Annotated in this window: 19 protein-coding genes; 15 read left to right on the plus strand and 4 right to left on the minus strand. The window is 63.0% G+C overall.

Features of this window, described 5'->3' with window-relative positions; all coding sequences use genetic code 11:
* The 14 genes from Q7T26_02760 to Q7T26_02825 form a co-directional block, all read left to right on the plus strand.
* Positions 1-605, plus strand: a 605-nt coding sequence (locus tag Q7T26_02760; GenBank protein ID MDO8531077.1) for a peptide chain release factor-like protein, incomplete at its 5' end; no start/stop codon positions are given.
* A 282-nt stretch (positions 606-887) separates the two neighbouring features.
* Positions 888-1781: a PAC2 family protein gene (locus Q7T26_02765; protein MDO8531078.1), complete on the plus strand. Its 894-nt coding sequence runs from the start codon at positions 888-890 to the stop codon at positions 1779-1781.
* Positions 1782-1915: 134 nt separating this feature from the next.
* Entirely contained in the window at positions 1916-2278 is a 363-nt protein-coding gene (locus Q7T26_02770; GenBank protein ID MDO8531079.1) for a 4a-hydroxytetrahydrobiopterin dehydratase, read from the plus strand.
* Positions 2279-2512: 234 nt separating this feature from the next.
* On the plus strand, positions 2513-2818 hold the full coding sequence (locus tag Q7T26_02775; GenBank protein ID MDO8531080.1) for a metalloregulator ArsR/SmtB family transcription factor: 306 nt from the start codon (positions 2513-2515) through the stop codon (positions 2816-2818).
* Between the two features lies 1 nt (position 2819).
* Positions 2820-3287: an SRPBCC family protein gene (locus tag Q7T26_02780; GenBank protein MDO8531081.1), complete on the plus strand. Its 468-nt coding sequence runs from the start codon at positions 2820-2822 to the stop codon at positions 3285-3287.
* Positions 3288-3361: 74 nt separating this feature from the next.
* A complete protein-coding gene (locus tag Q7T26_02785; GenBank protein ID MDO8531082.1) occupies positions 3362-3730 on the plus strand; it encodes a VOC family protein in 369 nt (122 codons plus the stop codon).
* Positions 3731-3983: 253 nt separating this feature from the next.
* On the plus strand, positions 3984-4238 hold the full coding sequence (locus tag Q7T26_02790; protein MDO8531083.1) for a hypothetical protein: 255 nt from the start codon (positions 3984-3986) through the stop codon (positions 4236-4238).
* Between the two features lie 183 nt (positions 4239-4421).
* Positions 4422-5480 carry an NAD(P)/FAD-dependent oxidoreductase gene (locus tag Q7T26_02795; GenBank protein MDO8531084.1) on the plus strand — a complete coding sequence of 353 codons (1059 nt, stop codon included), beginning with the start codon at positions 4422-4424 and terminating at the stop codon, positions 5478-5480.
* 12 nt (positions 5481-5492) lie between these two features.
* Positions 5493-5699 carry a hypothetical protein gene (locus tag Q7T26_02800; protein MDO8531085.1) on the plus strand — a complete coding sequence of 69 codons (207 nt, stop codon included), beginning with the start codon at positions 5493-5495 and terminating at the stop codon, positions 5697-5699.
* Between the two features lie 343 nt (positions 5700-6042).
* Complete coding sequence (locus Q7T26_02805) at positions 6043-7287, plus strand: hypothetical protein (GenBank protein MDO8531086.1); 1245 nt, start codon at positions 6043-6045, stop codon at positions 7285-7287.
* A gap of 166 nt (positions 7288-7453) precedes the next feature.
* Positions 7454-8626 (plus strand): acyl-CoA dehydrogenase family protein, encoded by a 1173-nt coding sequence (locus tag Q7T26_02810; GenBank protein ID MDO8531087.1) that lies wholly within the window; start codon positions 7454-7456, stop codon positions 8624-8626.
* 273 nt (positions 8627-8899) lie between these two features.
* The gene (locus Q7T26_02815; GenBank protein MDO8531088.1) at positions 8900-9487 is read left to right on the plus strand and encodes a sigma-70 family RNA polymerase sigma factor; all 588 of its coding nucleotides are present in this window, start codon (positions 8900-8902) and stop codon (positions 9485-9487) included.
* Positions 9484-10407 (plus strand): zf-HC2 domain-containing protein, encoded by a 924-nt coding sequence (locus tag Q7T26_02820; GenBank protein MDO8531089.1) that lies wholly within the window; start codon positions 9484-9486, stop codon positions 10405-10407. The genes Q7T26_02815 and Q7T26_02820 overlap by 4 nt, the downstream gene beginning before the upstream one ends.
* Positions 10408-10511: 104 nt before the next feature.
* Positions 10512-11348, plus strand: a complete 837-nt coding sequence (locus Q7T26_02825) for an SIMPL domain-containing protein (GenBank protein ID MDO8531090.1) — start codon at positions 10512-10514, stop codon at positions 11346-11348.
* Positions 11349-11503: 155 nt separating this feature from the next.
* On the opposite strand, the gene Q7T26_02830 is transcribed toward Q7T26_02825, so the two are convergent.
* From Q7T26_02830 to Q7T26_02845, 4 genes are all read right to left on the minus strand, one after another.
* The gene (locus Q7T26_02830; protein MDO8531091.1) at positions 11504-13258 is read right to left on the minus strand and encodes an ABC transporter substrate-binding protein; all 1755 of its coding nucleotides are present in this window, start codon (positions 13256-13258) and stop codon (positions 11504-11506) included.
* Between the two features lie 73 nt (positions 13259-13331).
* A complete protein-coding gene (locus Q7T26_02835) occupies positions 13332-14360 on the minus strand; it encodes a hypothetical protein (protein ID MDO8531092.1) in 1029 nt (342 codons plus the stop codon).
* A 314-nt stretch (positions 14361-14674) separates the two neighbouring features.
* Positions 14675-14968, minus strand: coding sequence for a hypothetical protein (locus tag Q7T26_02840; GenBank protein ID MDO8531093.1), 294 nt, complete (start codon positions 14966-14968; stop codon positions 14675-14677).
* 312 nt (positions 14969-15280) lie between these two features.
* A complete protein-coding gene (locus tag Q7T26_02845; protein MDO8531094.1) occupies positions 15281-16678 on the minus strand; it encodes an MFS transporter in 1398 nt (465 codons plus the stop codon).
* Positions 16679-16780: 102 nt separating this feature from the next.
* Between Q7T26_02845 and Q7T26_02850 the strand changes: the two genes are divergently transcribed.
* A complete protein-coding gene (locus Q7T26_02850; protein ID MDO8531095.1) occupies positions 16781-17566 on the plus strand; it encodes a hypothetical protein in 786 nt (261 codons plus the stop codon).
* Positions 17567-17578: the final 12 nt, after the last annotated feature.

Genomic DNA, 17578 nt, shown 5'->3' on the forward strand with positions numbered 1-17578 from the left:
GCGACACGGGCGGCGGCGGACTGAAGGAAGTCATCGCCATGATCGAAGGCCGCGGGGCCTACAGCCGCCTCAAGTACGAGAGCGGCGTCCACCGCGTGCAGCGCGTGCCCGCCACCGAGGCCAGCGGGCGCATCCACACGTCCACGGCAACCGTTGCGGTGCTGCCGGAGGCCGAAGAAGTGGATGTGCAGATCAACGAGAAAGACCTGCGCATCGACACGTTCTGCTCGAGCGGCCCCGGCGGCCAGAGCGTCAACACGACGTACTCCGCGGTGCGCCTCACCCACCTGCCCACGGGCGTCGTCGCCACCTGCCAGAACGAGCGCTCCCAGCATCAGAACCGGGAGATGGCCATGACCGTGCTGCGGGCGCGGCTGCTGCAGATCCAATTGCAGAAGCAGGCGGAGACGGTGTCCAAGCTGAAGGGTGAGTATGTTCCCGCCGCTTGGGGGAACCAGATCCGCAGCTACGTTGTGCACCCATACAAGCTGGTCAAGGACCACCGGACTGACGTGGAGAGCACGTCGCCGGACGCCGTGCTGGACGGCGACCTGGACCCGTTCATCCGGGCCTACCTGCGCTCCACTGTCGGCGCCGGAGGTTAGTGTCCTGTCCTTGAAATACGCTTATGAATTGTCATTGCTTCGTCCTCCTTCCGCGGAAGGAGGACGAAGCAATCTGGAGGAAGGGTGCGCCCCGCGGCCAGATTGGCACGGCCCTCTGGAGCCTGTGGTGAGGGCCTCGAACCATCGGGCCTCGCAATGACATTGACGGCGAATTTCGGGAACACCACACCAGGCGCCGGGAGCTAGGCTCCGGCATGCGCTCTTGCCCACGCCCGCCGACCGGTGCTACACTGGCGCCGCTTCGACGGAGAGAGGCGCATTATGGACTACATTCGCACGTATGAGATGCCAACACTGCGGCGCCCGGTCATGGTCTGCGCCTTCAGCGGGTGGTCGGACGCGGGCCAGGCCGCCACGGGCGCCCTCCACTACCTGGCGCGCAAGCTGTCAGCCACCAGGTTCGCCGACCTGGACCCGGAGGAGTTCTACGAGTTCACGACTGTGCGACCCTCCACCATGGTCGTCGCCCCCGGCCAGCGGGAGGTCCGCTGGCCCGCGAACGAGTTCCTCTGCTGGAAGAGCAAACTGGGGCCCCACGATCTGGTGCTCTTCATCGGCATTGAGCCGAACCTCAAGTGGAGGACGTACGTCAACGCTCTGCTGTCCGTGGCCGGGCAGTTCGACACGGCCAGGGTGATGTCCATCGGCTCGCTGATGGACATGGTGCCCCACACGCGCGAGGTCAGGATCACCGGCTCCGGGACCACCCCTGAGATGCGCCAGGACATGGAGGGCCTGGGGGCCTCAATCTCCACGTACCAGGGACCGACGGGAATCACCTCCGCTCTTATGGAGGGCTGCGTCCGGCGGGGTATCTCCTACGGCAGTCTGTGGGGGCACTCCCCGCACTACATCCAGTCCATCCCCAACATCCGGGTCAGCCAGACCCTGGTGGCCGGGCTCGCTCAGCTCATTGGGTTCCAGGTGGACATGACCGATATGGCCAAGGGCGCCGCCTCCTTCGAGGAGGAGGTTGGCAAGGCGATAGCCAACTCCCCTGAGGTCGTCGCCTACGTCCAAAAGCTGGAGGAGGCGTACGACGCCGCCGTCCGTCCCCCGGACGACCTGCCGCGCCCGGAGGACGTGGTGAAAGACCTTGAGGACTTCCTGCGGCGCGGCCAGCGCGGCGGCGAGAGCGGCCCCCAGCCCTCCTAGTCAGCCCGGCGCCACCAACCCCCCCAACCCGTTTTCTGTACAAGTCCGCCGTCTGATTCCTCCGCACCGTCCCGCTGTATAATGGACTAATTCCCCTGCCGCAGCATTCTCCCTGTCAGGATTGGAGTGAGCATATGACAACCAAGCTCTCTACGGAAGAGACGCGCAACCGCATGGCGTCCATAAACGGATGGCAACACTGGGGAAGCGCCATCGCGCGAAGCTATACGTTCGGAACGTTCACCAAGGCCATGGACTTCGTGAACAAGGTGGCCCGTCTAGCCGAGGAGGTGGGCCATCACCCTGACATCAGCATCAGCTACACCCGCGTCACCCTGACGCTGAGCACCCACGTCGTCTCCGGACTCTCGGAGAAAGACTTCGACTTGGCGGCGAAGATTGACGCCATCGCCGACCCTTCCGACGCCAAGCACGAGGCCAAGCGGGAGAAAGCCGAATCCCGAGCGGAAGCGAGCCTGGAGGCCAAGAAGGACTAGGCGCACCGGCGAACCAGCAGCCCCCAGCTTACGGCCCACGCCCCGGGTCACCTCCGACTCGGGGCGTGCGTACTCCGACGCGACAGACCCCAGACTCACTTTTCTCCGGCTGCGGTTAATCGTCACAGGCGCTGAAATGCCATCACCAAATGAGAGGCGCGTCAATGTGCGGCGGGCTGTAGCATAAACTGTTAGTTGACACTTTCGTAAGCATCTGCTAACATTTAGCGCACTATGGATATTGCGCTACGCGCCATCGCTGAGCCGCACCGGCGGGAGATTCTGCGCCTCGTCCTGAGCAGGGAGCTCTCGGCGGGCGAGATCGCCACGCACTTCGACGTAACCCGTTCCGCGGTCTCCCAGCATCTCAGAGCCCTGGAGGACGCGGGGCTGGTGACCGTGCGCCGCCAGGGGACGCGACGGCTGTACCAGGCGCGCCCGGAGGGCCTGGCGGAGGTAAGAACGTTCCTGGAGGAGTTCTGGACCGATCGCCTGTGGCGCCTGAAGATGGCGGCGGAAGCCGAGGAACGGAGGTCATAGAATGGCGCGGCCTGCCAAAAGCGACGTGGTGGAGTTGAAGGTCCGCATCATAGCGCGACCGGAGACCATCTTCCCCTTCTTCACGGACCCCGGAAAGATGGTGCTCTGGAAGGGCATAAGTGCGGAACTCGACCCCCGCCCGGGCGGCATCTACCGCTGCAACATCACCGGCGGGGAGATCGCCCGCGGCGCATACCTGGAGGTCACCCCCTACACGCGGGTCGTGTTCACCTGGGGATGGGAGGGCGAGGGCAACCCGGTGCCACCGGGTTCCAGCACGGTGGAGATTACGCTCATCCCCGACGGCGACGGGACTATCGTGCGACTGCGACACATGGACCTGCCGAAGGATGCGCGCGCGCCGCACACCGAGGGCTGGAACCACTTCCTACCGCGCCTCGCCGCCACGGCGGAGGGCCGCGACCCCGGCCCGGACCCGTGGGTTTCCCGCGACAAGATGGGCAGTTAGTCCTAACCTGAATCCGCCGCCACTTGGGAAGCGTATAAACGTATGACACAGCGCAGACTGAAAGGAGAGCAGTCATGGGCAATCCGGTCGTTCACTTTGAGGTCCACGGCAAGGACGCCAAGAAGCTGAGCAACTTCTATTCCAAGGCCTTCGACTGGAAGATAGAGCACATGCCGCAGATGAACTACGGGATGGTGGATACGGCCTCCGGAGGCAAGGGCATCAACGGGGGCATCGTTCAGCCGATGCCGGGCAGCAACATGAGCGTCACGTTCTACGTCGAGGTGGACGACCTCGGCGCGAAGCTCAAGGAGATCGAGAAGCTGGGCGGCAAGACGATCATGCCCGTCACGACGGTCCCGAACATGGTGACCTTCGCCCTTTTCTCAGACCCGGAAGGCAACGTCATCGGCCTGGTCAAGAGCGAACAGCCCAAGGGATAAACACGCGCAATACGCCGGTTTTCACAAACATTTTGGGGTTTATTTGACGGGAAGACGCGTTTGTTGTAACATGACAACCCCAAAGTCGCTGACTACACCACAGGCCACGAGCGGGGAGATGCTGGCCATACCGTCCCGCAGGAGACGGGGGACACTACGGGCTTCCTGCGAACCTCGGTTCCAGAGGACGCGCGGATGCGTTCTCGTCCTGTCTCAGCGGATTGGAAGGTAACACAAGAAAGGGAGGGACCACGTGCCAAAATTCATGGACTACCACGAGAAGATGCCCCAGATGCCACCGCAGGCCATGCAGCAAATGGCGGGGGATATCAAAGCCGGAAAGGCTGACCAGTTCGGCACGAAGCCCATCAACGTCTTCGTGGGCAAGGGCGGCCAGGGATACTGTCTGTGCGAAGCCCCCAACGCGGACGCGGTGATGAAGTCTCACCAGTCCAAAGGCTTCACCATGAGCCATAAGGACGTCATCGAAGTCCAGACCCTGGTCTAGCCCCGCCGGACGCGGGTGAGACGGCGAGAGAACACAAGCCCCCGCTCGTGGCCTCTCCGCCGTCTCTTTTTGTCCCGCACCCCCGTCCATCCCCCGCGGCAAGCCTCCCTCTGCAGCACGTTACGAGCACTCCTGGATGCTCAAAGGGTATAATGTTCCTATCCTATCTCCGCAGGGGCATCCATGCGCTATGACGTCATCATCGTAGGGGCGAGCTTTGCCGGGCTGGCCGCGGCCAGCCGGCTGAAGGGCCGCCGCGTGCTGCTCCTGGACCGCAAGGAGATCGGCACCATGCCTACCTCCGCCTGCGGCGCGCCCTTGCGCATCGCCCGGGACCTGGGCTGCGAGGGCGCCGTGGCGCAGACGCACCCCAGCGGCTACATATATACGCCGAAACGCGCCTTTAAGTACCGCCTTCCCGAACCCTACTGCGTCCTGGACTACCCCCGCTTCTGCAAGCTCCTCTTTGACAAGGGCGGCGCAGAGTTCGTGCGCGCCGCCGCGCTGGGCGTGTCGCCGGACGGGCATACGGTCATGACCAGCGCCGGGAGGTTCGAGGCGGAGTGCGTGGTGGACGCCTCCGGCTGGCGGGCGGTGCTGGCGAAGTCCCTGGACAGAGGCTTCGTGGACACCCGGACGCTGGCCTTCGGCGTGGAGACGGAGGCGACGGGCCGGGGCGAGGGCCTGCACTTCTGGTTCGACCCGAACTACATCAGAGGCGGCTACGCCTGGAACTTCCCGTCCGGCAGGCACTGCCGGGTGGGCGTGGGCTACTTTGGGGAAAACACTGGCCTGGTCAAGATTCGAGGGGGCCTGGCGCGGCTCCTGGAGGCCCTCCGCCTCTCGCCGGGCCACATGCACGGCGGCTACATTCCGTTCGCCCTGCGTCGGCCCACGGTGGGCAGCCTCTTCGTCGTCGGCGACGCGGCGGGGCAGTCGCTGCCCGCGACCGGCGAGGGTATCCGCCCGGCCATCTACTTCGGCCTGCGCGCCGGCGACCTCGTCCGCGACGTCATCGAGCGCCGCGCCAGCCGCGAGGCGGCGCTGCGCTCCTACGCGGCGCTGGTGGAGGGCTACCGCAGCCGGTACGACTTTCTGCAGCGCGCGCAGGGCGTCGTGATGCACCTGCCGACGGTGTGGATGACGCTCACGCTGGCCGTCACCCGCGTGGACTGGCTGCGCGGGCTGTGGCTGCCGCGCTACACGCGCGCGTTCCCGAGCGCCGCGTGGACGGGACGGTAGAGGAGGAGAACCGTGACAACAACGCAGAAGCCTGCGAAGAAACGCGAAACGGTCCGCCGCGTGGCCGTGCCCGAGGGCTATGTGCTCATGTCCAAGAAACGCCTCGAACGCATGCGGGAAGACCTGCGCGACATGGCGGTCATCGTGGAGCGGCGGAACGAGAAGACCTATAGCTGGGAAGACTTGAAAGTTCGCCTGAAGAGAGAGGGCCTCCTATAAGGTCATCTACAAGTCATCTTTCGAGAAAGACCTTCGCGGCCTCCCGGCACCGCTGTTGGCGCGTGTCAGTGCACAGATTGATGGGTTGGCGGAGTTCCCGATTCCCAGGGCGGCAATCAAGCTGCGGGTTGGCCACGGCCTGTACCGCATCAGAGTTGGCAATTACCGGATAGTGTACGAAGTGGATGCGCAGGCAAGGCAGGTTATTCTCCAGCGTATTCGTCATCGAAGGGAGGCCTACCATGGACTCTGAGGCGCGCGCCTGGCGGTCGGACCTCGAGCCGGAATGCAACACTGAGCCTCGGCCACGGGGAGCGCTGGCGTGATGAATGCGTAGCGGGATGTGGGCGAAAAGAAGATGGATAGAGTAGTGTTGAAGCTGTTTGCGGCTGCCGCCCTCCTGGCGGCGCCCATGCTGTCCGCAACCTGCGGCATACCGGTCGCGCCCACGCCTGTGCCGCAGCCTACTCCCACGCTGGCGCCCGCCGCGACGCGTGTTCCGCCTGCGCCGTCGCCTTCTCCCGCGCTGCGACCCACACCGACGCCGCTTCCCACGCCTACGCCAACGCCCGCTCCAACGGCAACAGCTATAGCCACTGCAACTGCCCGCGCAACGGCAACACCTGTGCCGCCGCCGACGAACGCTGACATCAAGCAGTCAATAGATGCTCTTGCGAACATTCCCGTGGTCTACGACCCGGACCAGGGCATTGATAAGACGTCGTCCGTAGTGCAATCCGCAAATCTGCTGAACAGAGCGTTATATGGCAAAACGCTTGCGGAAGAGAACATTGATGTCCATATGCTCGGCGAGAAGGAATGGCTACAAAAAACCGCCGAGGCCAAGTATCAGCGTCTGCGGGATGCGATAGGTATTACGGAGTGGGCAACTCCTTCCGGAGACGCGGAAAAGGGCGCCAAGATAGGCCTGTCCATAAGAGCATCCAGAGATGGCCTGACCGTCTTGCGGTCACTGGCGCACGAAGCCGGTAAAGCGAAACTGGCTTCAATCTGGGGTCTGCAGCAATTGCCCGAGAACAAGCAAGAGGCCGAAGAAGCGATCAAATGGTATCTGCCCGGTCTTGAATCGGCAGGCTACATGAATGACACCGCTTTTTTGAGAAGGATGGAAGAAGCCGGTTTTGACAGGGCGAGATACGCAAACACGGACCTGAATAAGGCACGAATACAGTTCGCGTTGGTGAACATCATCTTCCTCTTGTCTGATCAGTCTAAGTTCTTTGCAGCCGATGGCAAGCTGGCCGCCGACAACGACTACACGGGTTACGTCATAGGAAACTGGGCGAAGTACTTCATCGTGGCGAACGACAAGACTTTTGGTGACGCCCGGCGCGAATTCGAGACCTCGGGGCGGATCAGTTCACGGTATTATACTGGAATGCTCACAATGTTCGCCAAGATGGATATCAAAGACGTTTCCACGTACATGCAGAGTATGATTACCGATCAAAACTTTACGGGGGTCACAAACTGGTACATGGTCATTCTTGCAGGCCCATTACGGCTGGACGGGACGGAGTCGTTCTCAATCCCGACGCCGCTCGGCTCGGCCGTCTTGTCGCCCTAGCAATGCTCGTCTCTTCTTTCGCAAGACGTTCGACAAAGGGCGATTGGAGTCCTACGCGCCGCAGTTGCCAACGCAGCGGCTTCACCCGTCTGCGTTCCACAATACGTTGCTCCTCACGGTTCCTCTGTGCTAGCATGACGCCACACTCCGCGCCAGAGGTGACGCCATGGACTTCTGCTTCACATCCGAGCAGGACGCCTTCCGCAAGGAGATCCGCGACTTCCTCGATGCCGAACTGACCACCGAGATGCGGCGGGAGATGGCCGAGCGCCCGGAGGAGGGCGGCTTCTCACCGGAGTTCTCCCGCAAGCTCGCCCGGAAGGGGCTGATAGGCGTGGCGTGGCCCAGGGAGTACGGCGGCAAAGGCATGGGGTACATCGAGCGGCTCATCTACAATGAGGAGATGACATACGCGCAGGCCCCGGTCCGCTTCCACCACATGTCGGAGCGGCAGATGGGGCCGAGCATCATCCTGTACGGCACGGAGGAGCAGAAGAAGGAGTTCCTGCCGCGCATCACCGCCGGCGATCTCTGCTTCTGCGCCGGCTACACCGAGCCGGGCGCAGGCTCCGACCTCGCCTCGCTGCAGGCGCGCGCCGTGCTGGACGGCGATGACTTCGTGGTCAACGGCCAGAAGACCTACACCAGCGGAGCGCACATGGCCCAGTACATATGGCTGGCCTGCCGCACGAACCCGGACGTCCCCAAGCACAAAGGCGTCAGCGTGCTCATCGTGGACATGCAGTCGCCGGGCCTCACCGTCCGCCCGCTCATCACCATGTCCGGAGGCCGCTTCAGCGAGGTCTTCTTCGACAACGTGCGCGTGCCGCGCCGCAACCTCGTCGGCGAGCTGAACCAGGGCTGGTACATCGTCGCCTCAAACCTCGACTTCGAGCGGTCGGGCATCGAGCGCGTCGCCGCCAACGCGCTGCTGTTCGAGAAGCTGGTAGCGTACGTACGCGCGGCCACGGTGAACGGACGGCGGCTGGCGGACGACCCGCTGGTGCGGGCGCGCCTGGCGGAGACGGCCATCGAGTTCCAAGTGGGCCAGCGGCTGGCGTACCGCGTGGCGTGGCTGATGAGCCAGGGCAAGCACCCCAACCACGAGGCGTCCATGTCTAAGGTGTTCGGCAGCGAGCTGAGCCAGCGTGTGACCGCCATTGCCCTACAGGTGATGGGCCTCGCCGGGCAACTGGGGCCGGGTTCGCGCTGGGCGCCGCTGGACGGCACGTTCCTCAGCCCCTTCCTGGGCGCCGTGTCCGACACCATCCGCGGCGGCACGTCCGAAGTCCAGCGCAACATCATCGCGTCGCGCGGACTGGGCCTCCCCAGGGCCTAGCGCGGCCCCCGCGGTGACCCGCGCCCCAGGGCAATCGCGCGGTATTCTCCTAAAGGAGAGTCCGTGTGGAGAAGTGGAGCCTCCGCGCTGCGGGATTCGCGTTGTGCGCCTTGCTCATAAGAGGAGCAGGTCTAGACTGATACGAGACGTATCAACAAAACGCGATTGCCCTGGGCCTTGGAGCGTCCGCGCTCTTGTCCGCCGTGGCGTGCGGAGATTTCCCGTAGCCCATGTTAGAATGGGCTGAACGCGCGTCCGCAGCGAGGAGGGGGCATGGACGAGCAGGCGCTTGTCACTAGGAGCCAGCAGGGCGACCTTGACGCCTTCAACGGCCTGGTGCTGGGCTACCAGGGCCAGGCGTACAACGTGGCCCTGCGCATGCTGGGCGACTCCCCCTCTGCGGAGGACGTCACTCAGGACGCGTTCATCTCCGCCTACCGGAACATCGCCAGCTTCCGAGGAGGGAACTTCCGCGCCTGGCTGCTGCGCATCGTCTCCAACGCCTGCCTCGACCAGCTACGCGCCAGCAAGCGCCATCGCACGGAGCCTCTTGACCCGCTCGTTCTGGACCCCCCAAGTCATGAGGAGCTGCCGGAGGAATACACCCTGCGCCAGGAGTTGGGTGGGGAGATCCGCAAGGGCCTGGACACCCTGCCGCCCGATCAGCGACTGGTCATCATCCTGGTGGACATTCAGGGCCTCAATTACGAGGAGGCGGCCCAGGTCACGCAGTCCAACCTCGGCACGCTCAAGTCGCGCATCGCGCGGGGGCGCGCCCGCCTGCGCGATCACCTCCGGGCGCGGTCGGAACTTTTGCCCGCTTCGTTCCGTCTTGATAGTAGGCGGAGCCCATTATCATGAGCACATTCGACAAGACCGGCCACCAGCATCTGTCCGCGGAGCGCCTGTCGGAATACATTGACGGGCGTCTGCCGCCGCGCGACCGCGGGGACGTGGAGGCGCAGTTGAACGCCTGCGTCCATTGCCGCGAGGAGGTGAACTCCCTCCGCGCCACCGTGATGCTCCTCCGCAGGGTGCCCGTCATTCCCGCGCCGCGCTCGTTCGCGTTGCGTGAAGCTCCGTCGCCGCGCGGAGGGCTTTTCTCGCTGCTGGGCGGCCTGCGGCTGGCCACAGCCGTGGCGGCCGGGCTGCTGGTGCTCGTGCTGGCAGGGGACATCCTCCGGCTTCTTCCGTCCCTGTCCGTCTCTCGGACGCAGGCGGCGCCTGTCGCCGCCCTCGCCGTGCCCGCCGCCCCCGCGGAGCCGTCCGAGTCACCGCCATCTGCAGCGCCGGAAGGGCTGCGCGCGGCCGCAGTCGCTCCCAGCCCGACAGCACCGGCGCAGAAGGACCAGGCGCCATCGCTGGCCGCGGCTCCCGTTGCGCCCGCCGCCACGCCCCCCGAGGCGGCGCGTTCTCCTTCCCTCACGGACGCGCTCGTCCCCGCGCCCATGAGGGCGGCAGCGGCTCCCTCCGGGGCCGCCCCCGCGCTCTCCCCCACGCCCGCGGCGGAGGCCCGCACCCGCTCCGCGCCCGCGCCTGTCGCCACGCCCACTGCTGCTGTGGCGCTGGCCGCGCCCCCGACCGTCGCGGCGTCGGTCGAGACGCCGCGCCCCGTCGAGCGCGCGGCGCCAGCGATGGCGGCCACGCCACTCACTCCGCCAGCGGGAGGCCGGCCCGCTGACGTATGGCTGACGGTGGAGACGGCCCTGGCCGTCGTGGTCGCCGTGCTGCTTGTCGCGACGCTCGCGGTGACATGGCGGCGCCGCTGGACGGGGGACTAGCGCGGCATCCTGGTGGGAACTTTTGGCCCTCTCCTGACGTTATAATAAGTGTAACGGTCAGGAGAGGCGCACACCGCCCTCCGCAAGAAAAAAGGAGACCAGTCATGAAACTCAGACACACGAAGCTTTTTATTCCCGCAGTGGCGCTCGCGGGCGTCCTGCTCATCGGTGGTTGCACCCCCACCGCCGCTCCCGCCGCGCCGGCCGGGGCTGCGGCGCCTCCCGCGGCGACGGGTGCGCCGTCGGACGCGTCCAGAGTCGCGGCGCAGGCGGGCGCCTACATCTCCGTGCCGTCTCAGCAGCAGGTGGGCATATCGGTCGGTGGCGAGGGCAGAGTGGCCGTCGCGCCGGACGTGGCCGTCCTGCGCCTGGGCGTGGAGGCCGACGCGCCCACCGTGGCTGACGCCTCCGCGAAGGCGGCTGCGGCGATGGACGGCATCATGTCGGCGCTCAAGCGGAGCGGCGTGGCGGAGAAGGACATCCGCACGCAGAACTTCAACATCACGCAGCTCACCCGCTACGACGACAAACAGCAGCGCCAGATTGTGTTGGGCTACCGCGTGTCCAACCAGGTCTCTGCCCAGTTGCGTGACCTGAGCAAGGTAGGCGCGGCCATTGACGATGCGGCCAAGGCGGGCGGCGACCTGACCCGCGTGCAGGGCATCAGCTTCCAGGTGAGTAACCCGACCGCCGCCGTGACACAGGCCCGCGACCAGGCGCTGAAGGATGCCCTGGGCAAGGCGCAGCAGATCGCAAAGGCGCTGAACGTCAAGGTGGGCAAGCCCATCTCGATCAGCGAGAGCGGTGGCGCTGTGCCCGTTATTGAGAAGAGCTTTGACGCGCGGTCCGCGGCGCCCGCGTTTGCCGCCGCCGCTACCCCCATCTCGCCCGGAGAGAGCGAAGTCCGGACAAGCGTCTATATCGTCTTTGCTATTGAGTAGCTTCGTAGCTCTCGCATGCGGAGGGCCGCCCCTCGGGGCGGCCCTCCGTGCGTCAGCGCGTCCTGACAGGCCTTCGTCGCGCACATGGCGAAGGCGCGGGGCTCAGCAGGGAAGCCACGGGCCGACGCGCCTCGTGCTTGAGCGCCAGCTCTTCCCTATTTGCCCAGCCAGACGTGGTCCAACTTGAGGTTCACATGAACACCCGGCCCTGGCTTGTAGTCATGCACCTCGTTCCACCAGGCTCTTCTGTACACACTCCAGAACGCGATTGGATAGGAACCGGTCTCCAGCAATCGCTCCTGCAGCCGCAGGACTAGCTGCCTGCGCTTTGCAAAATCCGTCGTGAGGGACTGTTCGTTGATGAGTGTGTCAACCTCTTTGTCACTGAAGTTGCCAAAGTTCCGCGAACCATTGGAAATATAGAGTGAATTCAACACCAGGTCAGGTTCGTCCAGGAGGTCTCCCACGTTGTACCAGATCAACTCGAAGTTTTTTTGGTTCAGGCGGTCCACGAGTGGACCTTGAGCCAGAAGCTCAATTTGCAGGTCAATGCCGATAGCCTTCAGTTGCTCCTTGACCGCGGGCGTCAAGCGCCCCGCGACACCGTACGAAAGCATGGTGGTCTTGAATCCTGATGCATAGCCCGCGTCGGCAAGGAGCCGTTTTGCCTGAGCGATATCCTCAGTCTTGGATTCTCGATAGCCGGGCCGTGAGCGCAGTTCCTCCTGGCTGATACCCCATGTGCCGAGGGGATGCATTGCAACGCCAATGAGCCCATCGTTTCCGTTCAGCTTGATCAGGTTTTGACGGTCCAGCGCCAGGTCCACCGCCCTGCGCACTCTGACGTCCTTCCAAGGGTCCTTGGTGTTGTTCACAATGAACATGATGCGTGCGATAGCCGCATGGTCCTTGACGGTTACCTTGCCCGCCAGGTCGCGGACAAGAATCTCGGCTTGTGACGAAGTCAACGAGTTGGAACCGATGAACGTCATCTTTACCCGCCCGGTGCGGAAGGCGGCAAAACGCGTCGCATCGTCGAAAATAATATAGAACGCCAGCCCGTTCAACATCGGCAGGCTCTTATCGTAGTAGTTGGGGTTTTTCTTGATCTCGATCTTCACGCCTCGGTCATGGCTGACCCATGTGAAGGGGCCAGTCCCGTTGACGACTCTTTTCATATCGCCCTGGGATTCGACTGTCTGTTTCGGTAGAATCATCGCCCAGTCCGTCGCTATGTTGCCCATGAACGAGGCGCTGGGGAACTTCAGGCGGACCCGGAGAGTGTACGGGTCCACGGCCTCCGCCTTGTCCACGGCTGCCAGCAGGGGCTCGCCACGCGGGCTGATGATCTTGTAGGCTTTGGGATTAGCCATGCGCATGTAGCTGAACGCGGCGTCTTCGGCTGTGAACGGACGGCCGTCGTGCCACTTCACGTCCTTGCGCAGGCGAAACACATACGTCAAGCCATCGGCGCTGGTCTCCCAGCTCTCGGCCAGCTCCGGGACGATCTCCGATTGGCGCTGGTAGTGGTATTGCACCAGGCCCTCGTAGACGTTACGGAAGGGCACCGCCACGGTGGGTGAGCTTTCCTGATGCACGTCGTACGTGGGCGGGTCCTCCGTGGTCGCTACGTTCAAGACCCCACCGTATTGCGGGGCGATCAATGTGGGGGGCGGGGCGGCGACGGCGGCGGCAGAGCTGGGCCTGGGCGTGGGCGTGGCGGAGGAAGGCGCGGGCGCCGCGGGAACGGGCGCTGTCGGGACGGGAGTAGTTGGCTGCTCCGACCGGGCCGGCGGGGCGGCAGCCGCAGGAGCGCCGGTTGGAGCGCCCGCGGGCGCGCACGCCGTGGCTATCAGGACGACCGATGCCACCACGCGCAGGAGCGTTCGTATCTCATAGGGTGATTGCATGGCTGAAGCTCTCCTTCGAAAAAGTGCGTTGTATCCCTTTGATGGGACAGGCTGCATTTGCGCGGCGGGCCAGCTACGAGCCGTTGCTTGAGATTTTCCTGGTGACGGCGCGAGCGACTCCGGTGGGAAGGTAGCAGGAATGCCCTCCCTGAGGTCCTCCAGCCACCACTATGATGAGCTTCCCCGGGTCCCAGCAAATGGGCACGAAGCCACCTACGTGCAAGTACTCTTTGGCGCCCTCAACCGCCCCCAGGCGGGCGTGTTGACGCCACGGGGTCAGCCAATCAAGCGGTATGCGGGCGTTCTGGAAGAAATGCTCTTTGAGCTTGTCCTTCGTGAAGCCGGCGTCGGATAGAAGGCGCGCGTGGGACGGATTCAACACTATCAGCGGCTCAGCGAGCGGATGGGTGTAGTTATTAGCTGTCGCCACCTTCAGCCCTAACGTCAGCGAATGAAGAGCATCTTTCCACCCGGGGCTGCTGTCGTGGAGGTTGATGCTCGCATTGGCTCCTATGAGCGTGACGGTGCTGTCGCTTTGAGCGAAGCCTCGTTCAACATGGAGCGGCGGCCAGGGGCTTTCTTCCTCGTTCTCCCCAATGCACAACGTGTACTTCCCGACGAAACCCTGGGTTGACTTGTCCACATCGCCGGGCACGGCCCCGCCGATATTCAGGAGGATGAGGCGAATAGCGCGCCCGATGGTCGCGTTGGCGCGCCACCCCGGTCCCATCACTCCGGAGGTGCAGTTCACACCCAACTGCTTCCGCACCGGTCCGTTCAGAATGATGCACGGGGTTATCGGGTTGGTCGTGGTCTGGACGTGTTCCAGCTTGAACTCGGGGGCTGTCATCGCCTCGACTGTGGTGATCACCAGGTCCATGTACTCCGGCCGGCATCCCGCCATGAGGGCATTGACGGCGATCTTCTCAACAGTGGCGGCGCCGTTCGCCGGGGGAACATGCGCGATAACTTGCTGAGCGGATCGCCCTGACGCGGCGATCATCTCCTGTACGCGTTGCTCCGTGGGGGGGATGATGGGAAGACCGTCGGTATAACCCTTGCCGTAATAGTAATTGAATACCTCCTGGGCGTCGTCAGCCATCAGCTCTCGTGTGGAAGTAAGCGCGTCGCTTTGCATCGTCTTCCTCACATGGCTGCGGGCGTGCGAACTCGAGGGACTGACACGAGATTGTGAATGATCACATCCGAATGCTGCCGCACAATTTGACGGATCTGTTTTTCAGGCAAGGAGTCCAGAGGATGCGGCAGGACGACTACACGCAGGTCCGGTACGCCGCGTCCTTTAGCGGAGGCTTTCGCGAGCCCCTCGAAAGCCTTTGTCACCATAGTCACGGTAGGAATCCCGTGCTTTTCCAGTTCGGCGCCGTCGTGGATACACCACGATGTGCAGGACCCTCAGTTGCCCACGCCGCAAATGACGGCGTCCGCCCGGTGCATCAGCTCATCCATGTCTCCGGCTGAAAGAGTTTGCAGCGGCGTTATTTCTTTCTCCAGGATCTCTGACACGCCGTATTCCGTCGTAAGCAACTGACGCAGCTCTTGCGAGGCGACTTGCATGCACTTCCAGCCATTATTGATAATGCCGATGGTCTTTCCCTCTAGAGTGCTCAGCCGTGGCGCCAGACTTGCTCCGCTGCTCTGCGCACCCTCGGCAAACGGCATTAGCATCGGTACTTTGTTCTGTTGCATGTGGCTTGCTCCCGATTGTTCGATAATCGGCTGATAGCTCTATGAAGACGCGTAAAAGGCGACCTGGAGGCCGTTTGCTCGGGCCTGGGTGGTCTCTGTGTTTTTCGCCCGGCGCGCTAACGCCCCAGCCTAGTGTGCTACTCTAACGGCAGTGTTCGATGCTGTCAAGCACGATGATTGCTGGAACGCGTGAAGCATCACCCTAAAGAAGCGTCTTTCTAACTAAAGGGGTCCGCCTCAAACGATGGCTTCCGCCCGCGCCCGCGCCCGCGCGAACCTTTCAAGACGAGTTGGGCTACGTCGCTCCCCCGTTCACAAAGGGGCCTTGTCGTCTTCGCGCCGCGAGGTATCGCCGTGCCCGCCGGTCTCACCGTGGCTCTGCAGGTGGTGATGCGCCCGGCCGTGGCTGGCGGGCTGGTGCACCGACCTGCCCCCCAGCATGATGTGGAACAGCTCCGTAGCCGGGATCTGCCGCACCCGGCGGACCTCCTGGATGCGCGGCACGAACACCAGGGCCATGAGCAGCCTCAGAGCGCCTGACAGGACGAACATGGTGAGGATGGCCGAGCCCATGAATGCGGGGACGTAAGGGATGAGCAACCCGCCGGCCAGCGCGCCCAGGCCGCTCGCGATGCTCACCCCGGCGCTGTAGTAGGCCAGATACGCGGTGCGGTTGTGGGCGGACGTCGCGTCATAGATGAAATTGGTGGACACCAGGTTGAACCCCGCCCAGGCGAACCCGGTGAACAGCTCTACAACGGCCAGGTAAATCACATTGCCGGAGACGAGCCACACCAGCGGCACAAGGCTGATAAGGATGCCCGTGGCCGCCAGCATCTTGCGGTTGCCCACACGGTCCGCGGCGGCGCCCCAGTGGGTGACGGCCCATACAGCCGCCACGATGGAGAGCATGTCCAGCACCGTGTAGGTCAGGTAGTCCAGCTTCAGTTCGCGGAGCATGTAGGGGGCAAAGAACGGGCTTGCGAGGTTCACCACGAAGTTCACGCCGAAGAGGTACAGGAAGGTCTTCCCCAGATTGGTGCGGGGGAGCTGGGACACGAATGTCCGCAGGCTGGGCACTTCATCACTCTTGCCGTCGTGATGAGGCTCGAACAGGGTGGTCAGCATCCCGAGGGAGACCATCCGGAAGATGAAGGCCACGGCGAAGATGAGCGCAAACCCCAGAGGCCCCTTGTCCGCGAGCACGAACAGGAGTCCCCCTCCCACCAGGAAGGCGAACATGTTCGCCAGCGTGGACCAGCGGCTCCGGAGGCTGAAATACCGGCCTCGGAGCTGCTCCGGCACCACTTCGGCCATGATGCTCCCCCACGTCGGGCTGATGAAGCCGCCGAACAGGGTGTAGAGCGCCAGGAAGGCGATGAGCAGCTCCGGACGACGGTCCGGGAACAGAAAGCCGACACTCACGATGGGGAGCCACATGAGTCCTTGCAGCGCGGCGAAAGCGACGACCACCCGTTTGCGGCCGCCCAGCAGACCGGCGAGGCGCGCCGCAAAGGACTGGCCGAATGCACCCAGAAAGGTGGGAAAGGACGACAGGAAGGCAAGCTGGGTGTTTGAGGCTCCCAGGGCGACGGCGTAGGCGGGAGTAAAATGTTCGCCCGCGCCCTGAACTACCCCGTACGCCATACCCTCGATGGACGAGTAGCGCAGGGCGCGTTCGATGCGCTTGACGGTGTTGTGGTTGATCATCGATGCATCAGGATAGCAGACACCGCCCGTCCGTGCCTAGCTTTCGCGGGTTCCCCTAGAACGTGGTTGACTAGAGATTTGAGCCTTCCTATAATAGTGGTTATGCCGATTGTTACCGCCTTCGATGTTGCTAATTTCAAGCTGAATTGGGCATTGCACCACTTGTCCCTTCTTGACGATACATTGAGTAAGTTTCGTCAAGCGAGGCAACAAACCAAATGGCGTATTGATGAAACTGATGAGCGCTTCTATGTCCTTCGGGAAAAGGCGATTACGATTGAAACGGAGCGTCTTGGATTGATTGCGGGCGATGTCATACATAATATCCGCTCTTCTCTTGACTACATCGCGGTCGGCTTGGATGACCCTATCAGGTATCACCCCCTCCCATTGAAGGGAAAATGCCGGACAAAAAGACCCAAGCCTGCGTTTCCCATATCTAACCAAGCTGAATACGTAGGCAAGGTCATCCAATGCATGCCCCCCCTTGCGCAGGATATTATCAAGAGTCTCCAGATATATGACCCACGAAGTGGCTCTATTGGTAAGTTGCTGTGGACGCTGAATGATGCGTGGAACGCTGACAAGCATAGAGGTATCATTTCTGTGTTGCGAATGAGAGAAAGCTTTCCTATTATGCAAGGAATCGAGTACCTGAGTGAGGATGACGAGATAGTCGTCCGTATATCCAAGGCTCTCAACCTGAAGCCAAAGGAATATCCAGCTTCCCCTTTCAGGGAAATCTTGATATGGGGTTCTGAAGGGCATCAGATAGACAGACCTATTGACGAACTCAGAGCTATCTATAATGCTGTCCGAGACGACGTGCTCCCACGATTTGAGTGCTTCTTCCCGTATGGAAACACCCCAATTACGCCTGCACAATAAAGTCATATTTTT

Source organism: Dehalococcoidia bacterium (assembly GCA_030648205.1).
In the GTDB taxonomy this organism is placed as follows: domain Bacteria; phylum Chloroflexota; class Dehalococcoidia; order JAUSIH01; family JAUSIH01; genus JAUSIH01.

What these genes read in the sequence shown, in the direction of transcription:
- Q7T26_02765 (MDO8531078.1), top strand. Translation starts at nt 888, where the DNA reads ATGGACTACATTCGCACGTATGAGATGCCAACACTGCGGCGCCCGGTC.
- Q7T26_02770 (MDO8531079.1), top strand. Translation starts at nt 1,916, where the DNA reads ATGACAACCAAGCTCTCTACGGAAGAGACGCGCAACCGCATGGCGTCC.
- Q7T26_02775 (MDO8531080.1), top strand. Translation starts at nt 2,513, where the DNA reads ATGGATATTGCGCTACGCGCCATCGCTGAGCCGCACCGGCGGGAGATT.
- Q7T26_02780 (MDO8531081.1), top strand. Translation starts at nt 2,820, where the DNA reads ATGGCGCGGCCTGCCAAAAGCGACGTGGTGGAGTTGAAGGTCCGCATC.
- Q7T26_02785 (MDO8531082.1), top strand. Translation starts at nt 3,362, where the DNA reads ATGGGCAATCCGGTCGTTCACTTTGAGGTCCACGGCAAGGACGCCAAG.
- Q7T26_02795 (MDO8531084.1), top strand. Translation starts at nt 4,422, where the DNA reads ATGCGCTATGACGTCATCATCGTAGGGGCGAGCTTTGCCGGGCTGGCC.
- Q7T26_02810 (MDO8531087.1), top strand. Translation starts at nt 7,454, where the DNA reads ATGGACTTCTGCTTCACATCCGAGCAGGACGCCTTCCGCAAGGAGATC.
- Q7T26_02815 (MDO8531088.1), top strand. Translation starts at nt 8,900, where the DNA reads ATGGACGAGCAGGCGCTTGTCACTAGGAGCCAGCAGGGCGACCTTGAC.
- Q7T26_02820 (MDO8531089.1), top strand. Translation starts at nt 9,484, where the DNA reads ATGAGCACATTCGACAAGACCGGCCACCAGCATCTGTCCGCGGAGCGC.
- Q7T26_02825 (MDO8531090.1), top strand. Translation starts at nt 10,512, where the DNA reads ATGAAACTCAGACACACGAAGCTTTTTATTCCCGCAGTGGCGCTCGCG.
- Q7T26_02830 (MDO8531091.1), bottom strand. Translation starts at nt 13,258, where the DNA reads ATGCAATCACCCTATGAGATACGAACGCTCCTGCGCGTGGTGGCATCG.
- Q7T26_02835 (MDO8531092.1), bottom strand. Translation starts at nt 14,360, where the DNA reads ATGGCTGACGACGCCCAGGAGGTATTCAATTACTATTACGGCAAGGGT.
- Q7T26_02840 (MDO8531093.1), bottom strand. Translation starts at nt 14,968, where the DNA reads ATGCAACAGAACAAAGTACCGATGCTAATGCCGTTTGCCGAGGGTGCG.
- Q7T26_02845 (MDO8531094.1), bottom strand. Translation starts at nt 16,678, where the DNA reads ATGATCAACCACAACACCGTCAAGCGCATCGAACGCGCCCTGCGCTAC.
- Q7T26_02850 (MDO8531095.1), top strand. Translation starts at nt 16,781, where the DNA reads ATGCCGATTGTTACCGCCTTCGATGTTGCTAATTTCAAGCTGAATTGG.